At 68.5% G+C, this 21,989-nt stretch carries 19 protein-coding genes; 3 read left to right on the forward strand and 16 right to left on the reverse strand.

Going from position 1 to position 21,989, the window contains the following annotated elements; translation table 11 throughout:
• Positions 1-6: 6 nt before the first annotated feature.
• Entirely contained in the window at positions 7-6,114 is a 6,108-nt protein-coding gene (locus AC6CH0_RS01705) for a prealbumin-like fold domain-containing protein (protein WP_498097937.1), read from the reverse strand.
• Positions 6,115-6,467: 353 nt separating this feature from the next.
• Between AC6CH0_RS01705 and AC6CH0_RS01710 the strand changes: the two genes are divergently transcribed.
• Together AC6CH0_RS01710 and AC6CH0_RS01715 are read left to right on the forward strand one after the other, a co-directional pair.
• Positions 6,468-7,097, forward strand: a complete 630-nt coding sequence (locus tag AC6CH0_RS01710) for a hypothetical protein (protein WP_498097938.1) — start codon at positions 6,468-6,470, stop codon at positions 7,095-7,097.
• Positions 7,097-7,333 (forward strand): helix-turn-helix domain-containing protein, encoded by a 237-nt coding sequence (locus AC6CH0_RS01715; RefSeq protein WP_498097939.1) that lies wholly within the window; start codon positions 7,097-7,099, stop codon positions 7,331-7,333. Before AC6CH0_RS01710 ends, AC6CH0_RS01715 begins: the two co-directional genes overlap by 1 nt.
• A gap of 40 nt (positions 7,334-7,373) precedes the next feature.
• Here AC6CH0_RS01715 and AC6CH0_RS01720 read toward each other — a convergent pair whose 3' ends face one another.
• A complete protein-coding gene (locus AC6CH0_RS01720) occupies positions 7,374-7,832 on the reverse strand; it encodes a hypothetical protein (RefSeq protein WP_498097940.1) in 459 nt (152 codons plus the stop codon).
• Positions 7,833-7,947: 115 nt separating this feature from the next.
• Here AC6CH0_RS01720 and AC6CH0_RS01725 point away from each other — a divergent pair, with 115 nt between their 5' ends.
• Positions 7,948-8,976, forward strand: a complete 1,029-nt coding sequence (locus tag AC6CH0_RS01725; RefSeq protein ID WP_498097941.1) for a pirin family protein — start codon at positions 7,948-7,950, stop codon at positions 8,974-8,976.
• A 7-nt stretch (positions 8,977-8,983) separates the two neighbouring features.
• Here the strand turns inward: AC6CH0_RS01725 and cls are convergent, their stop codons facing one another.
• From cls to folE, 14 genes are all read right to left on the reverse strand, one after another.
• The gene (gene cls, locus AC6CH0_RS01730; protein WP_498097942.1) at positions 8,984-10,450 is read right to left on the reverse strand and encodes a cardiolipin synthase; all 1,467 of its coding nucleotides are present in this window, start codon (positions 10,448-10,450) and stop codon (positions 8,984-8,986) included.
• Positions 10,451-10,455: 5 nt separating this feature from the next.
• Positions 10,456-10,632: a hypothetical protein gene (locus AC6CH0_RS01735; protein ID WP_498097943.1), complete on the reverse strand. Its 177-nt coding sequence runs from the start codon at positions 10,630-10,632 to the stop codon at positions 10,456-10,458.
• A gap of 132 nt (positions 10,633-10,764) precedes the next feature.
• Positions 10,765-13,194 (reverse strand): prealbumin-like fold domain-containing protein, encoded by a 2,430-nt coding sequence (locus AC6CH0_RS01740; protein WP_498097944.1) that lies wholly within the window; start codon positions 13,192-13,194, stop codon positions 10,765-10,767.
• Positions 13,195-13,495: 301 nt separating this feature from the next.
• Positions 13,496-13,654, reverse strand: coding sequence for a hypothetical protein (locus AC6CH0_RS01745; protein WP_498097945.1), 159 nt, complete (start codon positions 13,652-13,654; stop codon positions 13,496-13,498).
• 4 nt (positions 13,655-13,658) lie between these two features.
• Positions 13,659-15,191 (reverse strand): lysine--tRNA ligase, encoded by a 1,533-nt coding sequence (gene lysS, locus AC6CH0_RS01750; protein WP_498097946.1) that lies wholly within the window; start codon positions 15,189-15,191, stop codon positions 13,659-13,661.
• A gap of 68 nt (positions 15,192-15,259) precedes the next feature.
• Positions 15,260-16,126 (reverse strand): pantoate--beta-alanine ligase, encoded by an 867-nt coding sequence (panC, locus tag AC6CH0_RS01755; RefSeq protein ID WP_498097947.1) that lies wholly within the window; start codon positions 16,124-16,126, stop codon positions 15,260-15,262.
• Positions 16,123-16,881 (reverse strand): Rossmann-like and DUF2520 domain-containing protein, encoded by a 759-nt coding sequence (locus AC6CH0_RS01760; RefSeq protein WP_498097948.1) that lies wholly within the window; start codon positions 16,879-16,881, stop codon positions 16,123-16,125. Before AC6CH0_RS01760 ends, panC begins: the two co-directional genes overlap by 4 nt.
• Positions 16,871-18,736 (reverse strand): PH domain-containing protein, encoded by a 1,866-nt coding sequence (locus AC6CH0_RS01765; RefSeq protein ID WP_498097949.1) that lies wholly within the window; start codon positions 18,734-18,736, stop codon positions 16,871-16,873. The genes AC6CH0_RS01760 and AC6CH0_RS01765 overlap by 11 nt, the downstream gene beginning before the upstream one ends.
• Positions 18,733-19,263 (reverse strand): PH domain-containing protein, encoded by a 531-nt coding sequence (locus tag AC6CH0_RS01770; protein WP_498097950.1) that lies wholly within the window; start codon positions 19,261-19,263, stop codon positions 18,733-18,735. Before AC6CH0_RS01770 ends, AC6CH0_RS01765 begins: the two co-directional genes overlap by 4 nt.
• Positions 19,256-19,729 (reverse strand): DUF3180 domain-containing protein, encoded by a 474-nt coding sequence (locus AC6CH0_RS01775; protein ID WP_498097951.1) that lies wholly within the window; start codon positions 19,727-19,729, stop codon positions 19,256-19,258. The genes AC6CH0_RS01770 and AC6CH0_RS01775 overlap by 8 nt, the downstream gene beginning before the upstream one ends.
• A complete protein-coding gene (gene folK, locus AC6CH0_RS01780) occupies positions 19,726-20,211 on the reverse strand; it encodes a 2-amino-4-hydroxy-6-hydroxymethyldihydropteridine diphosphokinase (RefSeq protein WP_498097952.1) in 486 nt (161 codons plus the stop codon). Before folK ends, AC6CH0_RS01775 begins: the two co-directional genes overlap by 4 nt.
• The gene (folB, locus tag AC6CH0_RS01785; RefSeq protein WP_498097953.1) at positions 20,208-20,594 is read right to left on the reverse strand and encodes a dihydroneopterin aldolase; all 387 of its coding nucleotides are present in this window, start codon (positions 20,592-20,594) and stop codon (positions 20,208-20,210) included. Before folB ends, folK begins: the two co-directional genes overlap by 4 nt.
• Positions 20,587-21,399 carry a dihydropteroate synthase gene (folP, locus tag AC6CH0_RS01790; protein ID WP_498097954.1) on the reverse strand — a complete coding sequence of 271 codons (813 nt, stop codon included), beginning with the start codon at positions 21,397-21,399 and terminating at the stop codon, positions 20,587-20,589. Before folP ends, folB begins: the two co-directional genes overlap by 8 nt.
• Positions 21,392-21,988 (reverse strand): GTP cyclohydrolase I, encoded by a 597-nt coding sequence (gene folE / locus AC6CH0_RS01795; protein WP_498097955.1) that lies wholly within the window; start codon positions 21,986-21,988, stop codon positions 21,392-21,394. The genes folP and folE overlap by 8 nt, the downstream gene beginning before the upstream one ends.
• Position 21,989 lies beyond the last annotated feature (1 nt).

Consider the following 21,989-nt stretch of genomic DNA (forward strand, 5'->3'; position numbering starts at 1 on the left):
GGTGCGCTAGGCGCCCTGGCGACGGCGCAACAGCATCAGCACCCCGCCCGCTCCGGCGAACAGCAGGCCGGCCCAGAGCGCCCCGAGCGTGACGCCGGTGACCGGCATCGGCGGCGCCTTCTTGACCTTGACCGGGGCACATGCCTCAGCCGCGTCGCTGCCGCTCCAGAAGTCGACCTCGGCGCGGTTCAGCAGGCCGCTGCCCGATTCCCCGAAGCCGACCGTGCAGTCGGCCTGGGCGGCCGTCACGGTCGTGGCGACCCTCGCTCGCACCGACACCTGGTAGTGATGCGTGCCCTGCGCGGGGATGACCGCATCCTCGGCGACCAGGATGTCGCTCACCCCGTTCCAGCCGTGGTTCAGCGTCACGCCGTCGAGCGACTCGACCGTGGCGGTGATGGGCGTGATCCCGCCGCCGTAGAGGAGCTTGTCCCTGAGGTCGTACTCCTCGTCGAGGTAGGAGTCGCTCGTCACCGTGACGGTGTACTCGATCGACCAGGTGCCGTCGCCGTGGTCGACGACGCTGCCGGCGTCCACGACCTTGTCGATGTCGACCGGCCCGCGCTTCGTGTTCTCGAAGGAGCAGACCACCGTCTCCTGCAAGCCCACGAACACGGTTGCCGTGGCATCCTCGTACACCGGTTCACCGCTGGAGCCGACGCACTCGAGGTCGGTGAGCACCCAACTCGGCAGGTCGCTCGTCTCCGTCACTGCGTAGTCACCCGGTTCGATGAGCCCGGTGCTGTAGGGGTCGGCTTCGTCCGTGAGCGAGAACTCCGTGGGCTCGCCATCGAGCGGCGCCCATTCGAAGTCGAACTCCTGCGGATCGGCGGCCGGGATGGTCGTCTTGTCGACGATCAGCACGCCCCATTCGGTGTTGGTGTACGTGCAGGTCACCGTCTCACCCGGATCGAGGTCGATCGTGCCGACCAAGCCGTCGACGGTCGAGCCGGGCTCGCCTTCGCCATCGACCAGGGTCTCGGTGCAGATCAGGTCGGTTCCGTCATACCCCACGGGGTCGGATTCCGTCACCGTGTAGTCGCCCGGATCGACGTTCTCGAACACCTCCTGGCCGGTTCCGCCTTCCGTCGTGATCTCGAACTCCTCAGGATCGAGCCACGTTCCCGTGAACTCGAATGTCGAGTCGGCGCCCTCCACGTTCTTCACGATGATGATCTTGCCGCGCGCGATGTTCTCGATCTCGCACGAGATGGAGTCGCCCGGTTCGATCGTGAAGTCGCTCACGTCGAGCGGGTCGGTCGACTGGTCGGCATGCGTGACCGTGCAGACGAGGTCGCCCGCGATCCAGCCGCTGCCGGGATCGGCCTCGGCGAGTGAGAACCGCGACCCGGGGGTCAGGTTCTCGAAGATCGCGACGCCGGATCCGCCGACCGTGGTCACCGACTCGACGATCGGGTCGCCGACGGGCTCCCCTGCGTCATCGAGCGGCTGCAGCTCGAACTCGAACGTGCCGTCGCCGCCGACGGCCGACTTCGTGACGTCGATGTCGACGGGCACGGCGCGGTTCGTCACGAAGCAGTCGATCGACACACCGACCTCGGCCTCGAACTGGAATCCGGGTGCCTCAGCGTCCAGGTCGGCCAGTGGGCCGCCCTCGATCTCGCACGTGATCTCACCCTGCTCCCAACCGGGCACCTCTTCCTCGGTGATCGTGTAGATCGCTCCGGGGATCAGGTCGCTCCAGCTCACGACATCGGCGTCGGGACCGATCCCCGAGCTCGTCTGGGTGGCGTCCTGGCCGGCCGGAACCGGGTCGATGGTGAAGTCGAAGTCCCAGGCGAAGCCCTCAGCGACCCCGCTCACCGTCTTCTCGACGTCCACGTCGGCCGGTGCGGCGACGTTCGTCACCTCGCATTCGAGCACGAGGCCCGGCGTGACGACGAACTGGAAGCCCGGGTCATCCGATGCGTCTTCGATCTCGCCCGCGTTGCAGACGATGTCACCGATGGTCCAGCCGTCGGGGACATTCGTCTCGATCAGGGTGTAGGTCGAACCGACGTTGAGGTCGCCCCACGTCGCCGTGGCGCTCCCCGGCAGGGCCGAGTTGTCGACCGTCTCCAGGTCGGGAGTGCCATCGGGCTCCTCGATCAGCTCGAAATCGAAGCTCCACTCGTATGACGGGTCCACGCCCTCGACGGACTTCGTGAGCGAGACCTCCCCCACGTCAGCCGTGTTCGTGAACGTGCAGGTCACGACAGCGCCAGCGGCGAGTTCGATCGTCGTGCCGTCGCCGTCGCGCACACCGCAGTCGATGCCGGTGAGCTCCCAGAACTCGGGCACGAGCTCGTCGACCGTGTAGGTGCCGGGCGGGATGAGACCCGACGACCACGGGTCGCCCTCATCGTCACTCGAGTCGTTCAGCACGAAGTCCTGCTCGGGCTGACCTCCGCCGGCGAAGGCGAACTCGAAGTCCTGGTCGTACTCGTTGGGGATCGTCTCCTTGTCCACGAGGATCTCGCCTCGCTGCACGTTGGAGTAGGTGCAGGTGACGGTCTCACCGGGATCGAGGTTGATCGTGCCGACGAGCCCCTCCGTGGTGGAAACGACGCCCTCGGCATCCGTGTCGACACAGTCGACGAGCGTTCCGTCGTACCCTGCCTCGGGAACCTCGGTCACGGTGTAGGTGCCCGGCTCGATCTCGGTGAAGGTCTCCGAGCCGGTGCCGCTCTCGGTCGTGATCTCGAACTCCTCGGGGTCGAGCCACGTGCCGGTGAAGTCGAAGGTGGTGTCATCGCCCTCGACCTCCTTCACGATGACGATCGTGCTCTTCGCCACGTTCTCGATCTCGCAGGCGATGGAATCGCCCGGCTCGATCGTGAAGTCGCTGACGTCGAGCGGCTCGGTCGACTGGTCGGCATGCGTGACCGTGCAGGTGAGCGCACCCGCGGTCCAGCCGCCGCCCGGATTCTGCTCGGCGAGCGAGAACCGCGATCCAGGTGTGAGGTTGTCGAAGGTCGCCATACCGGTTCCACCGACGGTGGTCACGGACTCCTCGATCGGGTCGCCGACGGGATCGCCGTTCGCGTCGAGCGGCTGGAGCAGGAAGGTGAACTCCCCATCGCCGCCCACCGCGGACTTCGTGATGTCGAGGTCGACGGGAACGGCGCGGTTCGTCACGAAGCAGTCGATCGAGACGCCGACCTGGGCCATGAACGCGACACCGGGTTCGGCGCCGTTCAGGTCGTCGAGCGTCCCTTCCTCGGTCTCGCAGACGATGTCGCCTTGTGCGAACCCGAGCACCTGCTCCTCGGTGATCGTGTACACGACGCCGGGAGTGAGACCGGTCCAGCTCACGACGTCCGAGTCAGGACCGACACCAGAGCTCGTCTGGGTCGCGTCCTGCCCGGCGGGCGTCGGGTCGATCGTGAAGTCGAAGCCCCACGCGTAGCCGTCGGTCACTCCGCTCACGGTCTTCTCCACGTCGACGTCGGCCGGCGATGCCGCGTTCGTCACGGTGCATTCGAGCACGAGGCCCGGCGTCACCACGAACTGGAAGCCGTCTGCAACCCCATCGGCGTCGGCCAGGCCGGTGCAGGCGATGTCACCGACCGACCACCCGTCAGGCACATCGGACTCGACGAGCGTGTAGGTCGACCCGACGTTGAGGTCGCCCCAGGTCGCCGTCGCGCTGCCGGGCAGAGCCGAATTGTCGACGGTCTGCACGTCGGGCTCGCCGTCGGGCTCCTCGATGAGCGCGAAGTCGAAGCTCCACTCGAAGGCGGGATCGACGCCGGTCACCGACTTCGTGAGCGAGACCGCACCCGAGGTCGCCGTGTTCGTGAACACGCAGCTCACGATTTGGCCGGGCACGAGCGTGATGGTCGTCGTCGTGCCCTCACGATCGCCACAGCTGATGTCCGTGAGGCTCCAGTTCAGCGGAACGGTCTCGGTCACCGTGTATTCACCCGGAACGATGTACCCGGACGTCCACGGGTTCGCCTCGTCGTCGGTGGCGTCGTTCAGGATGAACGGCGTCTGGAACACCCCGTTGCTGAAGACGAACTCGAAGTTCTGGTCGTACTCGTCGGGCACGGTCTCCTTGTCGACGAGCAGCTTCGCCCGTTGCGTGTTCGTGAACGTGCACTCGACGGTCTCACCCGGATCGAGTTGAATCGTGGCCTCGAGGGCATCGACCGTCGTCGGTTCGCCGTTCTCGTCGCTGTCGGTGCAGACCAGCATCGTCGTGTCGTACCCCTCGAGCTCGTCCTCGGTGAGGGTATACGTACCCGGCGTGACGTTCTCGAAGGGGTCGTGCGATCCGGTGCCGTTCACGGTCGTGATCTCGAACTCGTCGTCGGGCGTCAACCAGCTGCCGTGGTAGGTGAAGGTGGCGTCGTCTTCACCGAGCACCGACTTGTGCACGATGATCCTGCCGTCTTGGCGGTTCGTGAACGTGCACTCGGTGGTCTGGCCGGCGACCGTCGTCACGGTGACCGAGGTGTCGACTTCTTCGCCGGCCGTCGAGCAGGTGATGTCGACGAGGTCCCAGTCCGCGCCGAGCGTCTCCGAGATCTCGACCAGGGAGTCGGGCGCATACTGGAACGTCGCGCTCTGCCCGTCGCTCAGCAGGTAGGCGTCCTGACCCGTGGTCTCGAAGGCGAACTGCACGGCGGAGCCGTCAGGCAGCGTCTCCTTCTTCACGGTGACGAACGAGGTCGCGTTCGTGTACGCGCAGTTCACCGTCTCACCTGCGACCGTCGCGATCGTGGTCGTGCCCGCGGCGAGGTCTTCTGCCGTCGGTACGATCTCCTGCCCGTCGACGGTGCACACGATGTCGGCGAGGGTCCACAGCGCGTCGGGGGTCTCGGCGATCGTGACCTCGGTTCCCGGCGCGAACTGCAGGGCCGGCGAGGTCTCACCGTCACTCAGCGGGTCGATCGGGTCGCCGTTGACCGTGAAGGCGAAGTCGCCCTCGGCGCCGGCGGGATTCGTGATCTTCGACACGTCGAGGAACGAGGTGGCGTTGGTGATGACGCACGACGTCGTCGTCCCCGTCTCGACGGGGAACGTGTCGGTCGGTTCGTCGAGCACGATCGGGTCGCCGTCGCCGACGGTGCAGGCGATCGAGTACTGCGTCCACGGGGCGCCACCGGGGATCGACTCGACGAGGGTGAAGTCGGTGCCGGGGTCGACGTCGGTATAGGTGTCGGTCTCGTCGATGAGGAGGTCGCCGCTCACGTCGTAGTTCGTGCTGTCGACGGTGTACCCGAACAGTGTCGGGTCGTCGGTGGCGAGATCGTTCAGCGACTCCTTCGTCACCTCGAGCGCGCCGCACGTGGACGGCGGCGAGACGCTGAGGGGCGCGACGAAGCCCTTGAGGTTGCCGTCGCCGCTGCCACCGGTGATCGAACGCAGGTAGACCGTGGCGACGTCCGTGACCGGGGGGCAGCCCGGGGCGACATCGGCGAGTTCGGTCAGGTCGAAGCCGACCTCGAAGAAGCTGCCTTCCTCACCGTCGATCTCGATGGTGCCGACGGCGCTCGCGAATCCGGTGGTGTCGATCGTGCAGTCACCGGGATCCGAGTTCACGTCATCGGGGTAATCGGCCTGGTCATCGTAGGGGCAGAGCTGACCCAGCACCGGGTCGTTGCCGCCGTCCATGTTGATGTAGGCGACGATGCCGCCCTCACCGTGGAGCGGCTGCGGTGTCAGAACGTCGTCGGCTCCGGTGGGAACCATGTTGGCGCCGGCGAACGAGAGGTCGATCGCGTACTTGCCCGTGCCGCTCTCTCCGGTGCGCTCCCAGGCAACGTAGAGGTAGTAGTGCCCGTCGGGGCCGACCTGCGCGTACGTGTACACGGTGGCGAAGTCGGCCTTGTCGGGGGTACTCCCCGCCGCGGTCCAGGTCGCCGGGTCGTCGACATCCTTCGACGAGGCGCTGTACGTGCCGCCCTGGGTCGTACTGTCGAAGTCGACGTTGTCCCAATCGAGCACGCCGGGTGGACAGTTGACTGGCGTATCGCCGTCGATCTCGAAGCCGCCGAGGTCGCAGTCGGGAGCGGCTGCGGCCGGAGAGGCGAGGACGATCGGGCTGAGAAAAGCGGTCAACAATGCGGAAATGGCGACGACAACGCCGCCCTTGCGTGAGAGCACGGGTCGGGTTCCTTACGTGTCGGGTCCACCGCCCTCGGGTTGGGCAGCGGCACGTAGCACGAACGTTAGTCCTGAGGTTTCGTCATGAACATGGCCCCAAACGGGGGCCAGTCGCACTTCGCCCTCGAGACCCACCCGCCTGAAGGCGCGGCAAACAGCCTGATCCGACCGCGGAACCCCGGAAGTACACGGAACCGTGCCGCTCGAGGCGCGAGGGATTGGCTTCGTCATTGCAAGCCTGAACCCTCAGCCGTTATCGAACTGTGACCTAATCACGCCCGTGCGTTGACCTCGGACCTTCTTGGAGGTACCGTATCGTTTATCGTTGTTATCGATATTCGTTAGGGAGAAACATGAGCACCAGCACCACCACCACATTCACCCCCGTCGTCAAGCGCAGCGACGCCGTCGCGCTGTGGATCTTCATGGCCGCCGGCGTCGGCATCGCGATCTGGGCGGTCTGGTCGGCGGTCGCCCGCATCATCGAGGTACTGCCGAATCGCGACGTGCCGGTGCTGGCCGAGTTCTCGGGCACGATGGCCGACGCCCCGATCGGCGTCGACGGCGCCCCCGTCGCGATCGAGATCGACCGTGCGATCATCACCGCTCCAGCCCTTCCCGGAGCGTCGCTCTGGGCGCTCGTCATCCAGCAGGCCGTCGTCGCCATCGCCGTCGTCGGAGTCGTCGTCTGCCTCGTGTGGCTCGCCCGCAACGTCAGCCGCAGCGTCGTCTTCAGCCGTACCAACACCGTGCTCGTCACCACTGCAGGATTCACCGGGATCGTCGGCTACTTCATAGTGCCGTTCCTCGGCAACATGGCGGCGAACGGCGCCTTCGCCGTGCTCAGCGAGCGAACCTTCGACAACGTCATCCTCGCCGTCGAACCGTTCCCGCTCATCCTCCTGACATTCATCGCAGCGACGGCCGCGACCGTGTTCGCGGTCGGCGAGCGCCTGCAGCGTGATACCGACGGTCTCGTCTGATGGCGCCCGCCGAGCCCGACGAGGCATCCGACATCCACTGCCGCCTCGACGAGCTGCTCGAAGCACGCGGCATGACGCTCACGCGGCTCGCCGAGCTCGTCGGCGTGAGCGTGGTGAACCTCAGCGTGCTGAAGAACGACCGGGCACGCGCCATCCGCTTCTCGACCCTGCAGGCCGTGTGCGAGGTGCTCGACTGCGAGGTCGGCGAGCTGCTCGTGATGCGCCGCGAGCGGTGATCGGGCGAACGAGGGCGGTGCCGGCAGCGAGCAGCGAGCGCTACTTGACCGGAACCTCGACCTCGGTGCCGGCGACCTCGACGATGAGCGGTTCGGTCGTCGTCACCGTCATGGGCGTCCAGAAGACGGTGGTGTGCGGCACGAGGTCCATGGTGCAGATCTGGTTTTCGGGGTGCTCGGCGAGGTCGATGGCAACTCGGTTGCCCTCACCCGCCTTGTCGATGACGCGGATGTTCGTGCCGACCTCTGGGCACGTGGAGCTGCCCGAGACCGTCACCGCGAGCTGGCCGCCCTGGCCGAGCCAGGCCGCCTGCGGCTCGCCCTCGACGTGCTCTTCGCCCTCGTGCTCGCCGTCGGCGTCGCCGGCGTGGTCGGAGACGGGCGCGCCCGAGTACTCTTCTGCCGGAGACGTCGGCGGCGCGCAGGCCGCGAGCAGGAAGACGGATGCCAGGGCCGCGGTCGCGAGACCGGCACGACGGAAGCGCACAGAGGAAGCCATGCGGACATGCTATCGGCTCGGGGCGGATCGGCCGGTCCAGCCGACCGCTTCACTCGACGATCGTCGCCGGTACGACCCCTGCCGCGGTGTCGCCGCGCGCGGGTAGGCTGCCGACATGAGCAACCTGGAACGCGACCCGGTCGAGCTGCTCTGCCCGCCAGAGGCCCCGAGCGGGCCGGTCGTGCAGGTGCTCGCACCCCGCGACGTACCCCTCGGCGGCCCTCGTGCGATGAACGTGCGGCGCACCCTCCCCCAGCGCGGCCGCACCACGATCGGCGCCTGGTGCTTCGCCGACCACTACGGCCCCGACGAGGTACAGGTCACCGCCGGCATGGTGGTGCCGCCGCATCCGCACACCGGCCTCCAGACGGTCAGCTGGCTCTTCGAGGGCGAGATCGAGCACCGCGACTCCGCAGGCAGCCATGCCCTCGTGCGGCCCGGCGCCGTCAACCTCATGACCGCCGGTCGCGGCATCTCGCACTCCGAGGTGTCGACGCCCGCGACGACGCGGCTGCACGGGGTGCAATTGTGGGTCGCACTTCCCGATGCCTCGCGGCACGTCGGTCCGTTCTTCGAGCACGCCGACGCCGAACCGGTCATCGTGGGCGACGCCACCGTCCGGGTGTTCGTCGGCGCCCTCCCGGGCGGCGTCGCGCCCGAGGCATCCGTCACCGTCTTCTCACCGCTGCTCGGCGCGCAGCTCGACCTGCCGCCGTTCGGCACGGTCGAGCTCGAGCTCGACTCCGCGTTCGAGCACGGCGTGCTCGTCGACTCCGGTCCGGTCGAGATCAGCGCCACGGATGCCGCGACCGGCGAGTTCGCGACCGACACCGTCTCGACGACTGCCGCGTGGAGCGAGCTCGCCTATCTCGAAGCCGGTCGTCGCCGCATCCGGCTCAGTGCCGAGGCGCAGCCCGTGCGCGTGATCCTCCTCGGCGGCGTGCCGTTCGGCGAAGAGCTCGTGATGTGGTGGAACTTCATCGGCCGCACCCACGACGAGATCGTCGAGTTCCGCCGGCAATGGCAGGCCGACGTGATCGCCCGAGACAACCCCGACGGTCGCTTCGGCACCGTCGCGGGCTACGACGGCACACCGCTGCCCGCACCAGAACTGCCCACCGTACGGCTGAAACCTCGGCGTTGAGTGCCGACTACTGCAGCGCCGAGGTGAGCCGGGCGAGGTTGTCGAGCACCGTCGAACGCAGCGGCTGCTGCATCCAGTCGTCGAGCGTGAGCTCGCGGCTGTCACGCCGATAGCCGTCTTCGACCGCGCGCATCTCGCGCACGAACGACGCCCCGCGCACGAGCAGCGACACCTCCATGTTGAGCTCGAACGAGCGGATGTCCATGTTGCTCGAGCCGATGACGGCGACATCGTCGTCGATCGTGAAGTGCTTGGAGTGCAGGATGTACGGCGCCTTGTACATGTAGATCTTCACTCCGCCGCGCAGGAGCGCCTCGTAGTAGGAGCGTTGCGCGTGGTAGACGAGCGCCTGGTCGCCGATCTCCGAGACGAAGAGCTCGACGTGGATGCCGCGCTGGGTCGCCCCGCTGATCGCACGCAGCATCGCCTCATCGGGTACGAAGTACGGGCTCGTGATGATGATGCGCTCTTCGGCCGCGTAGAGCAGCGCGAGGAAGAGCTTCAGGTTGTTCTCGTTCGGGAACCCGGGGCCGCTCGGCACGACCTGGCAGTCGAGGTCTTGCGCCTCGGCCGGCTGGTCGAGCGAGGCGGCGAGGTCGCGCACCGGCTCCTCACCCGTCTCGAGATACCAGTCGGTGGCGAAGATGGCATCGAGCCCCGCGACGATCGGCCCTTCGACGCGGGTCACGAGTTCTTTCCACTTCAGGCCGCGACGGATGTTGCTGCGCTTGTTGTAGCTGCGGTCGATGACGTTCTGCGAGCCCATGAAGCCCACCTCGCCGTCGACCACGAGGATCTTGCGGTGGTTGCGGAGGTCTGGACGCTGGTACTTGCCCTTCAGGGGCTGCACCGGAAGCATGAGTTGCCAGTTCGCGCCCATCGCGGTCATGCGCTTCAGGGTCTTGCGATAGCCCTTCACCCTGAAGGACGCGACGTGGTCGAGCAGCACGCGCACATCGACGCCTCGTGCGACCGCGTCTCCGAGCGCATCGAAGAACGGCGCCGTCGTGGCATCGAGGGCGAGGATGTAGAACTCCACGTGCACGTACCGTTTCGCGTCGCGCACCGCGTCGGTCATCGCATCGAGCGATCCCTGGTAGTCGCCGATGAGGCTCGCGCTGTTGGAGCCGATGAGGGGCATCGAGCCGAGGTTCCGGTTGAGCCGCACGACACCCTCGAACCACGCCGGCCAGTGACCGGGATCGCTGACCCGCTCGACGCCGTGCGTCGACTCGCGGATGTATCGATCGACCTCGGCCTGCTTGCGGCGCCGATGCCTCGGCAGCTTCGGGTTGCCGATGAGCAGGAAGAACAGCACCCCGATGTACGGGAGGAAGAAGATCGTGAGCAGCCACGCCATGCCCGCGGTCGGACGACGGTTGCGGGGCACCACGATGATCGCGGTGACGCGCACGATGAGATCGACGACGATGAGGATGCCGGCGACGAGGAGCGCCGTCTGCTCAGCATCCATGCCGGTCAGGCTGCCGGTCGGTGCCGGGCGAGCTTCGCCCGCTCCTCCGCCTCGATGCGGGCGTACGCCTTGCGCTCATTGCGATCGGAGTGGATGATCGCGCGCATCACGAACCAGAAGATGAGCCCGATGAGCACGGTCGGCGCAAGCGACCAGATCGCATTCGCCCAGAAATCGTCCATAGAGCACCAGAATACGGGGCAATCCTCGGATTCCGCTCATCGGCTTCCGATCAGAGGTATTGCTCAGCGAACAACGCGGGCAGCGAGCGACGGGGTCCGGCTACCCGTACCGGACCCCGCGCCGCGTTCAACTCATTCGCCGCCGAGGCTTCGACGACGCACGAGGAACAGTAGGCCTCCGGCGAGGAGGGCGAACATCGCCACTCCGACTCCCGCGGCCAGGTCGACACCCGTGACGGCCATCGGCGGCCGAAGCGTGTTCGTGATGGCGCACGCGATGTCGTCGCCGGGCGCCACCTCGAAGTCGGCTGCATCGATCACGACGGGTTCACCGCCGCCGGCCGGGGTGACCTCGCACGACATCGGCCCTGCGGACCACTGGCCTTGAACGGGCGTCTCCGTGATCGAGTAGCGGTGACCCACATCGACGAGCTCGAAGACCGCAGTGCCGCTGCCGCTGACCGTGGTGATCTCACGGGTGCGCGGGTCGTCGTCGGAGCCGAGCTGCGTGAGCACGAATCCGAAGGTGCCGTTGCCGCCCACCGTGGACTTCTTCACCGTGACGGTTCCCGGGTTCGCCGCGTTCGTGAACACGCAGCTCACGACCTCGCCTGCCCCGAGTTCGATCGTGGTGCCGTTGCCCTCGACCACGCCGCACGAGATGTCGTCGAGCGTCCAGCCGGCGGGCAGCAGCTCGTCGACCGTGTACGTGCCGGGCACGATGAATCCCGAACTCCAGAAGGCGTCCTCGGAGTCAGTCGAGTCGTTGAGGGTGAAGTCGACGGTCTCTTCACCGTCGCCGAAGACGAACTCGAAGTCCTTGTCGAACTCGTCGGGCAGCGTCTCCTTGTCGACGAAGATGAGGCCGCGCTGGGTGTTCGTGAACGTGCACTCCACGGTCTCGCCGGCGTCGAGGTCGATCGCAGCCGAGAAGTCCTCGAAGTCGACGAGGGTGCCGCTGTCGGGATCGACGCAGACGAGGTTCGTCGTGTCGTAGCCCGTGATCGGGTCTTCGCTCACGTCGTAGGCCCCGGGAACGAGCTCACTGAACGTCTGGGTTCCGAAGCCGTCGACCGTCTCGATCGAGAAGTCGCCGAGTGCATCGCTCGAGAACTCGAACACGGCGTCGTCGACGCCCTCGACGAGCTTGTTGATGATGATCGTGCCCTGCTGCTCGTTGGTGAACACGCAGCTGACCGTGGCGCCCGCGATCGTCGTGACGGTCGCGCCGTCTTCGATCGCGACCTCTTCGGTGTCGCACGTCACGTCGACGAGGTCCCAGCCTTCCGGCACGGTCTCGGTGATGTCCACCTCGGTTCCGGGAGCGAACTGGAACGTCTCCGATTCGCCGTCGACGAGATCGAAGCCCGCGCCGCCGATGGTGAAGTCGAACAGCCGCGCCGAGGCATCCGGAAGGGTCTGCTTCTCGACCGTCACCCACGAGGTCGCGTTGGTGATCACGCAGTCGGTGGTCTCCAGGGTGACGACCGGGAAGGTGGTTCCGGTGGCGGCGCCGTTCTCGTAGAGCACGTACTCGGTGCCGTCCTGCGTGCAGACGATCGAGTAGAGCGACCACGGGGCACCGTCGGGGATGACCTCGTCGAGTGAGAAGGCCTCGCCGGGTTCGACGTCGAAGTACGAATCGGTCTCATCGATGACGAGGTCGCCGTCGATCGGCACTTCGCCGCCCGTCACGGTGTAGTCGAACACCGTGCCGCTGGGGTCGGCCAGGTCGTTCAGCGACTCCTTGGTCACGTTGAGGTAGCCGCAGGTCGACGGGGGCGTCACCGTGAGCGGCGCGACGTACGCCTTCAGGTTGCCCGCAGCGCTGCCGCCCGTGATCGACCGCATGTACACGGTCGCCGCGTCTTCGGTGGGCGGGCAGCCCGGCTCGATGCCGGTGAGTTCGGTGAGGTCGAAGCCGACCTCGAAGAAGGTGCCGCTCTCACTGATGGCGCTCGCGAATCCCGAGGTGTCGGTCGTGCAACCGGCGTCGGAGTTCACGTCGTCGGGATAGCTGGCCTGGTCGGCGTACTCGCAGAGCTGCCCGAGCAGGGGCGGATCGCCGCCGTTCATGTCGATGTATGCGACCACGCCACCCTCGTCGTGGAGCGGCTGCGGCGTGCCGTCGGGCGCGACGTTCGTGCCCGCGTACGACAGGTCGATCGCGTACTTGCCCGTGCCACTGTCGCCGGTGCGATCCCATGCGACGTAGAGGTAGTAGTGGCCGTCGACGACGCGCGCCAAGGTGTAGACCTTGGAGAAGTCGGCCTTGTCGGGCGTGGAGCCGGCGGAGGTCCAGGTGGACGGGTCATCGACGTCCTTCGAGCTGGCGCTGTAGGTGCCGCCCTGCTCGGTGCTGTTGAACCCGATGCCGGGAGTGTCCCAGTCATCGAAGCCGGGCGGACAGTCTTGCTCGGTCAGGTTGCCGTCGATTTCGAAGTCACCGAGATCGCAGACCGGGTCCGCGTAGGCCGGTGCCGCCAGGGCGACCGGTGCGAACAGGCCGGCGACGAGAGCACCGGCAGCGAGCAGCGCAGTGCGCTGGCGTCGTGAAAACACGTTGAACCCCTTTATGTGTTCGGATTCGCAGTCACCTCGGGTTGTGGTTCTGCGGCCACATGATCCGGAGGTTATCCGAGTTGAGAAGTCCTCGAAACGGCCGAAATCCCCGGAACTCAGGGGTGAGAGCGCTCTCACAATTGACGCAGGGAGGCCCGACTCGCGAAATGGGGGACACGCACGAATTCGCTCCGAACACGCGACGGCGGTCCACCACGCGGAGCGCGCGCGCGACGCCACGATTCGGGGGACGCCAGCCCGTTACCGAATCGTGATGGAACCGCTGCCCCCCAAAGGGGGATCAGCCTGCGGTGAGGATGCCCCAGACGCCGGAACCGAGCAGGTAGAGCCCGATCGCGCCGACCACGATCCAGATGCCGAGGCGCATGTTCGACGGGCGCTTCGGATCGCGCTCGGGGTCGAGCTCGGACTTGGGGAGATAGTCGTTCACGCGAGGCATCCGCTCATTTGACCAGTGGGAAGAGGATCGTCTCGCGAATGCCGAGACCGGTGAGTGCCATCAACAGGCGGTCGATGCCCATGCCCATGCCACCAGACGGCGGCATGCCGAACTCGAGGGCGCGCAGGAACTCCTCGTCGAGGCGCATGGCCTCGGGGTCGCCGCCTGCCGCGAGCTTCGCCTGCTCGACGAAGCGCTCGCGTTGCACGACCGGGTCGACGAGCTCGGAGTAGCCGGTGGCGAGTTCGAAACCGCGGATGTAGAGGTCCCACTTCTCGACGACGCCCGGGATCGAGCGGTGCTCGCGCACGAGCGGAGAGGTGTCGAGCGGGAAGTCCATGACGAACGTCGGGCGCACGAGACCCGACTTCACGTGGTGCTCCCAGAGCTCTTCGACGTACTTGCCGGGCAGCGGGTGATCGACCTCGACACCGGCGTCGTCGGCGAGCTGCTTCAGGCGCTCGACCGGCGTCGACGACGTGATCGTCTCGCCGATCGCCTCCGACAGCGAGTCGTACATCGAGATGCGCGCCCAGTCGCCGCCGAGGTCGAAGTCGGTGCCGTCGGCCCAGGTCACGACGTGCGAGCCCGACGTCGCGATCGCGGCATCCTGAATGAGCTGCTGCGTGAGGTCGGCGATGGTGTTGTAGTCGCCGTACGCTTCGTAGGCCTCGAGCATCGCGAACTCGGGCGAGTGCGTCGAGTCGGCTCCCTCGTTGCGGAAGTTGCGATTGATCTCGTACACGCGCTCGATGCCGCCGACGACGGCGCGCTTCAGGTACAGCTCGGGCGCGATGCGCAGGTACAGCTCGGTGTCGAAGGCGTTCGACTGCGTCACGAACGGTCGAGCGGATGCCCCGCCGTGCATGACCTGCAGCATCGGCGTCTCGACCTCGATGAAGCCGAGACCGTCGAAGGTGCGCCGGAGGCTCGCGTTGACCTTCGCCCGGTCGATGACGTTCTTGCGCGCCTGCTCACGCGAGATGAGGTCGAGGTAGCGGCTGCGCACGCGCATCTCTTCGGAGAGCTCGTTGTGCAGGTTCGGCAGCGGCAGGATCGCCTTCGAGGCGATGCGCCACTCCTTCACCATGATGGACAGCTCGCCGCGTCGGCTCGTGATGACCTCGCCGCCGACGAAGACGTGATCGCCGAGGTCGACGAGCTCCTTCCACTCGGCGAGGGACTCCTCGCCCACCTCGGCGAGGGAGACCATCGCCTGGATTCGGCTGCCGTCGCCCGACTGCAGCGTGGCGAAGCACAGCTTGCCCGTGTTGCGAGAGTGCACGACCCGGCCGGCAAGACCGACCTGCTCGCCACTCGCCTCGTCGACGCCGAGCCCCACGAAGCGGTCACGCACCTCGGAGATCGTCACCGTGATCGGCAACCGCACGGGGTACGCACCGAAGGCGGGGTCATCGGATGCCGCGATCAGCCGCTCGCGCTTGGCGAGACGCACGGCCTTCTGCTCGGAGATCTCAGCGGCGCTGATCTCTTCGGCAGTGGGCTCGGGCGTGGCGTCCGTCTGGTTCTCGGCCATCGTTCTCTCTCGTTGCGCGAACAGGTGCTGCACCAGCCTACTTGGGCGCTCCTGGGCGCCCGCCCGGCTCAGCCGAGCGCGATGGCGGCGTTGTCGATGAGACGGGTGGCGCCGACGCGTGCCGCGACGAGCACCACGGCTGCACCCCGCGCGTCGTCGGCGACGGGCAGGAACGTCTCGGGGTCGACGACCACGAGGTAGTCGAGGGTGACCTCGTCGTGGTCGCCGAATGCGGCAGCCCCCTCGGCGAGCACCTCGGCCAGACCGTCGGGCGCCGCGGCATCCGCTGCTCGCAACGCCTCCGACAGCGTCAGCGCGGCGTCGCGATGTGCAGGGTCGAGGTAGCGGTTGCGGCTGGAGAGCGCGAGACCGTCGGCCTCGCGCACCGTGGACACCACGTCGATCACCGTCGGCACGTCGAGGTCGCGCACCATGCGGCGCACGAGGAAGACCTGCTGCGCATCCTTCTGGCCGAAGACCGCGGCATCGGGGCAGGCGATGTTCAGCAGCTTGGCGACCACGGTGAGCATGCCGTCGAAGTGCCCCGGACGGGATGCGCCCTCGTAGAGCGAGCCGACCCGGCCGGCGGTGAGCTTCGTGCCCGCCTCGCCGTGCGGATACATCTCGGACGCCGTCGGCGCGAAGACGAACTCGACGCCGAGGCCCTCGAGCGCCGCGACATCCGCTTCGAGGGTGCGCGGATAGCGGTCGAGGTCTTCGCCGGGGCCGAACTGGAGCGGGTTCACGAAGATCGACACCACGACGACGTCGGCGAGTTCGCGAGCGCGCGCGACGAGTGCGAGGTGGCCGTCATGCAGCGCACCCATGGTGGGCACGAGGGCGACGGATGCCCCGGCCGCACGCCGCTCGTCGAGGAGCCCGCGCAGTTCGGCGATCGTCGGCACCACCCGGGTGCCGTCGGCGACCTCGATCACGCGCCACCCCCCAGTGGCCAATCGGATCCGGCCTCGTCGATCGTATCGGCGCCCTCGGCGTACGCGCCGCTGTCGTGTCGGGCGAGCGCGTTCTCGACGGTGGAGCGCACGAGCGGCGCGAGCACGGCGCCCGGCCGGCCGACGCCGATGCCGTCGAGCAGGCCGCTCGCCTGATCGACGATCGCGCTCGAGAAGGAGACGGCCGTGTCGATCGCCTCGCCGTAGGCGGCACGATCGACCTCGGCCACGACGAACGGCTCGCCGCCCATCTCGACGACGAGCGCCTGCCCGATCGGCAGCACGGGCGCCGGCGCGGTGACAGCGAACCACGTTCCGGGAAGCCGTGCAAGGTCGATGCTCGTGCCCGTGAAGCTCATCGCCGGGTGCACGGCGAGCGGAATCGCGCCGGCGGCCCGAGCCGGGTCGAGGGCGCCGGTGCCGAACCGCGCGACGGTGTGCAGCACGAGCTGCCCGGGCTGCCAGACGCCGGCGTCGGCGAGTCCGGCGACGAGTGGCCCGAGCTCGGCCTCGGGCACCGCGAGCAGCACGAGTTCGCTGCGCTCGATGACGTCGGGGATCGCGAGCACCGGCACCGAGGGGAGCATCGCGGCCGCCCGTTCACGGCTCGCGTCGGAGACCGCCGAGATGCCCGTGAGCGCGTGGCCGGCGCCCGCGAGGGCCGAGGCGAGCACGGCACCGACGCGCCCGGCGCCGATGGTGCCGACGCCCAGCCGGCCGGGGCGCTCAGCCGGCATGGCGGGGACCCGGCTCGTCGATCGGTTCGGCGGGTGCCGTGGGCACGTGCGGCTCCGCCGCCGCGACGTCGGGCACGCGGTCGATACCGGATGCACCGGCAGTCTCGCCGGTCGTCACACGGGCGGTCACGACGTCGCGCGACTCGAGCGCGGCGCCCCAGTGATGCGAAGTGTCGCTCGCTGCGCGCTCGACCGCCTCACGCGACAGGCGCTCGAAGAGGCCGAAGGCATCGGAACGATCGGCCACGGGCAGCGACACCGTGACCGGGCCGGCCACGGTGTGCAGGCGCAGGGTCGCGAGACGAAGCCAGCGCTCGATCGGACCGACCGACACCGCGAGCGACTGCATGCGGGCAAGCGGCACGAGACTGAGGCTGCGCACGAGCGCGCCGCGCCTCGCGACGGCGACACCCGAGGCGGTGGCCAGGCCGATGCGTCGCCACGAGAACGGTCGCAGCCAGGCGGCGCGCTTCGGCGTCGTCGAGAACCCGCCCGCCGCGCCGCGTCCGACGAGGCCCGTGTCGACCAGCGGCTCGATGTCGGCCGCGACATCCGGCAGCAGGAGCGCGAGCACGCGGTGCACGTCGGCCGTGGTGCCGACCGGCAGCACGATGGTGCGCTGCGCGGCCTCGCCCGAGGCGGAGATCGACTGCCCGGCGACGTTGATGCGCACCGACCACCAGCCGAACGGCCGCCAGAAGACCCACTGGGTGGCCTCGATCGCGTGGATCCGGCCCGGCGGAATCGTCTGGTTGGCGGTGGAGAGCAGGCCGTGACCGATGCGCACGCCGTCGGGGGTGCCCGCGATCGAGTAGCGCAGCGACTTCGTGATGCGCGACCACACGTAGCTCACGAGACCGATCGCCGCCGGTACGAAGCTGAAGAGCACCCACATCTGGCCGGTCGTGACCCCGATGACGATGATCGCGGCGAGGATGAGCGCCCACATGGTCGAGCCACCGAGCAGGGTCGAGCCGATCACCCGGCCGAGCGGCAGGTGCACGATCGACTCGGGCGGAGCCAGGGTGGGGTCGAGCTCGGGCGCGAGGAACTCGTCGACCCGCTGGGTGACGAGCGCTCCGGCACGCGCGGTGACCGGCGTTCGCGCCCCTGCAGCGTCCGACGCGAACGCACCCTCGTGGGGTGCGCCGGCCACGCCGTGGGAACTCGCGCCCGCCTCCGGCTCGGCCGAAGCGACCGTGCCGAGTGCGGCACCCGCTGCCGCACTCACCGGTGGCTCGGCGCTCTGCTGACGCTCCGCGCGCGCACCGGAGGCCAGGCGCAGGATGTCGGCGCGGAGGGCGTCGGCGAGCGACGAACCCAGGTAGGCGAGCTGCACGTTCGCCGACTGGCCCGCGACCGAGACCTCGAGTTTCGCGGTGCCGAAGAGCCGCGCGAAGAGGGGCCGGTTGACGTTGATGCCCTGAATGCGGTCGAGTCGCGCACTGCGGTGCGAGCGGAAGAGGATGCCGCTGCGCACCTCGACCGCTTCGTGCGTCACCCGGAACGTGTGCATGCGCCAGGACAGCCAGAACCCGACGATGACCGCGATGATGGCGACCGCGAGCCCGAGCACGGCCCAGCCGACGAGGCCCTTCGACACGATGCCGCCCACCGGGTCGTTCGCCCAGTCGTTCCGCCATGTGCTGTAGCCGTCGTCGATCTGCTCGCCCGTGCCGGGCGCGAAGATCGTGAGGAAGACCTCGATGACCCGCTCGCGGAGGTTCGCGATCACGAACCCGAGCACGGCGATGAACACGAGTCCGCCGCGCAGCAGCGGGCTCGCGGGGTGGAGGCGGTGCCAGTCGCCGTCGGCGAGGTTCACCACCCCCTGCGGGCGCTCGACTCGGCTCACAGCCCCGCCCGGCGCGACTCGGCGAGGGCGACGAGCTCGTCGCGCAACCGGTCGGCCTCCGCCATCGGCAGTCCGGGCACCGTGACCGCGGTCGCTGCGGCCGCGGTCACGAACTTGAGGTCGGCGAGCCCGAGAGAACGGGCGACCGGACCACGCGTGATGTCGACGAGTTGCATGCGCCCGTAAGGCACCGCCACCTGGCGCTGGAACATGATGCCGCGGCGGAACAGCAGGTCGTCGGCGCGCAGGCGGTACTGGATCGACCGTACCCGGCGCGGCTCGAACGCGATCGCGATCAGCGAGAGCACGGCGATGGCGATCGCAACCCAGATCGCCCATTCCCATTCCCAGAGGAAGTGGGCCAGCAGTGCGGCGCCGACGAACACGATCATGCCGATGATCGAGCCGATCACCTCGACGACGATGTACTTCGGCGAGACGCGCTGCCAGCCGGTGTCGGATGCCGCGGCGTTCTCCGGCTCGGCGGGCACCGTCTCTGCTGGCGGGAGGCCGGGCGACTCAGGCATGCGCGTGCTCTTCTTTCTCGGTGTCGGTGTCGTCGGGCGGAAGCGTGCAGAAGTACTCGGCGATGAGGCCACCGGCCAGCAGGAGCCCCGCGCCGATCGCCGTGCCGAAAGCGAGCCAGATGGTGCCGGCGGTCGGCACGACGCTGCGGGTGAGCAGGAAGAGGGCGATGCCGAGACCGAATCCGAGGATGAGCGATCCACTCAGGCTGCACGCCTTGGCGAGCACGGCGGTGCGCATGGCGCGGAACGGGTCGAGGTGCTTCGTCGCCTTGCCCTTCACTGCACGGCGCACGGGCCAGGCGAAGGCCACCACGAGCACTGCGACCCCCGCGAGCGTGATCGGCAGCGAGATCGGCGGCACGATCGCCTTCGATCCGTTCGAGACGATCGCGAGATCGATCAGGTACCCGGCGACGAGCCCCGCGAGCACGAAGGCGATGACGATCGAGGCATGAGTGCGCTTCATCGGCGCACCACCTCGTCGTCTGCCGCCGCGCGAAGCACGGCGATGGGCCCGCGACCCGGCAGAACGGCGTCGGGTTCGACGTCGAGCCACGGCTGGAGCACGAACGCCCGCTGCCACGCTCGCGGATGCGGCAGCACGAGTCGTTCGTCGGCGAGCTCGGCACCGCCCACGTCGATGAGATCGAGGTCGAGCGTGCGGTCGCCCCAGTGCTCGCTGCGCACCCGGCCGTGCTCCTGCTCGATGCGCTGCAGCACGTCGAGCAACGCGTGCGGGTCGAGCCGGGTGTCGACGACGACCACGCCGTTGATGTACCGGGGCGCGTCGCGGTCGACGCCGGCATCTTTGATCGCGGGCGTCTCGTACACGGGCGACACGGCCACGAGCTCGAGCCCGACGGTCTCGGCGAGCTCGCGCACTGCGACGGCGATCGTCGCCTCACGGTCGCCGAGGTTCGCCCCGAAGGCGATCACGGCGCGGGTCACTCGCGACTCCGCACGATGGTGACGGCGACGTCGGCGAAGGGAACGCTGATGGGCGCCTGCGGCTTGTGCACGGTGACCTCGACCTCGTCGACCGCCGCGAAGCCGAGTGCAACGGCGGCGACGCGCTCGGCGACCGTCTCGATCAGGTCGACCGGATCGCGTTCGACGGCGGCGACGACCGCCTCGGCGAGCTCCCCGTAGTGCACGGTGCGGGCGAGGTCGTCGGTGGATGCCGCGGCGGCCAGGTCGACCGCGACCGACACGTCGATCACGAACTCCTGGCCGTCGACCCGTTCGAACTCGAACACCCCGTGGTGCGCGCGCACGCGAAGCCCGGTCAGGGAGATGCGATCGCCCCGGTCGCGTTCGCGCAGTTCAGCCACGTCGTCCACTCTGCCATGCGCCGAGCACGTCGAGGGCGCGACGCGTGCCTCGCACGTCGTGAACTCGCACGCCCCAAGCACCCGCCTGCGCGGACAGCACGCTGACGACCGCGGTCGGCAGGTCGCGATCGGCGACGGATGCCTCGGCGGGCAGCATCGCTCCGAGGAAGCGTTTGCGCGAGGCACCGACGAGCATGGGCAGGCCGAGGCCCGCGAGCACATCGAGGCGCCCGAGCAATTGCCAGTTCTGCTCGCCGCGCTTGGCGAAGCCGAGGCCGGGGTCGAGGATGAGCTTCTCGGGCGCGACGCCGGCGGCGACGAGGTCGTCGACCCGTTGGGCGAGCTCGTCGCGCACCTCGGCGGCGACATCGTCGTACTCGGCGAGCGAGTCCATGCGGTCGGAGTGACCGCGCCAGTGCATGGCGACGTAGTGCGCCCCCGTCTCGGCGGCGATCGACCCCATCGCCGCATCGGCGAGCCCGGCCGAGACGTCGTTGATGATCTCGGCGCCGACCTCGACGGCCGCCTGCGCGGTGGCCGCTCGCATCGTGTCGACGCTCACCCGGATGCCGCGGCCGGCGAGTTCCCGGATGACCGGCACCACCCGCCGCAGCTCTTCCGCGGGCTCGACGCGGGCCGCGCCGGGCCGTGTCGACTCGCCGCCGACGTCGACGATGTCGGCGCCATCGGCGACGAGCGCGAGACCGTGGGCAATGGCCGCTTCGGCGTCGAACCACTGCCCGCCGTCACTGAACGAGTCGGGCGTGACGTTCACCACACCCATCACGAGAGTGCGTTCAGGCATGGGCCTGAGCCCCGATCAGGGTGATGATCTCGCTGCGCGCGACCGGTTCCGACAGTGCCCCGCGACTCGCGATCGTGACGGTCGAGCTCCGCTCCTGGCGCGAGCCCCGGGTCGTGACGCAGCGGTGCTGCGCGTCGAGCACGACGAGGACGCCCTTCGGGTCGAGCCCGGCGACGAGGGTGTCGGCGATCTCCTCGGCGAGACGTTCCTGCAGCTGCGGCCGGCGGGCGAGCGTGTCGACGACCGCAGGGATCCGGCCGAGCCCCACGACCCGGTCGCCGGGCAGGTAGGCCACGTGCGCCGTGCCGACGAACGGCAGGAGGTGATGTTCGCACACCGAACGGAACGCGAGGTCGCGAAGGATCACCGCGTCGCTCGTCGCGGGCACACCGGCATCCGTCGCTCCGATCGGCACCGTGTCGGCGAGGTGACTGAGCGGATCGACGTCGAGTCCGCCGAAGAAGTCGGCGTAGGCCTCGGCGACGCGCTGCGGCGTGCGCTCGAGACCCGGTCGCGTCGGGTCTTCACCGATCGCGAGCAGGATCTCGAGCACCGCGCGCTGGATGCGCTCGGCGTCAACTCCGGCCATG

It is taken from the genome of Agromyces sp. GQ35, from assembly GCF_059758475.1.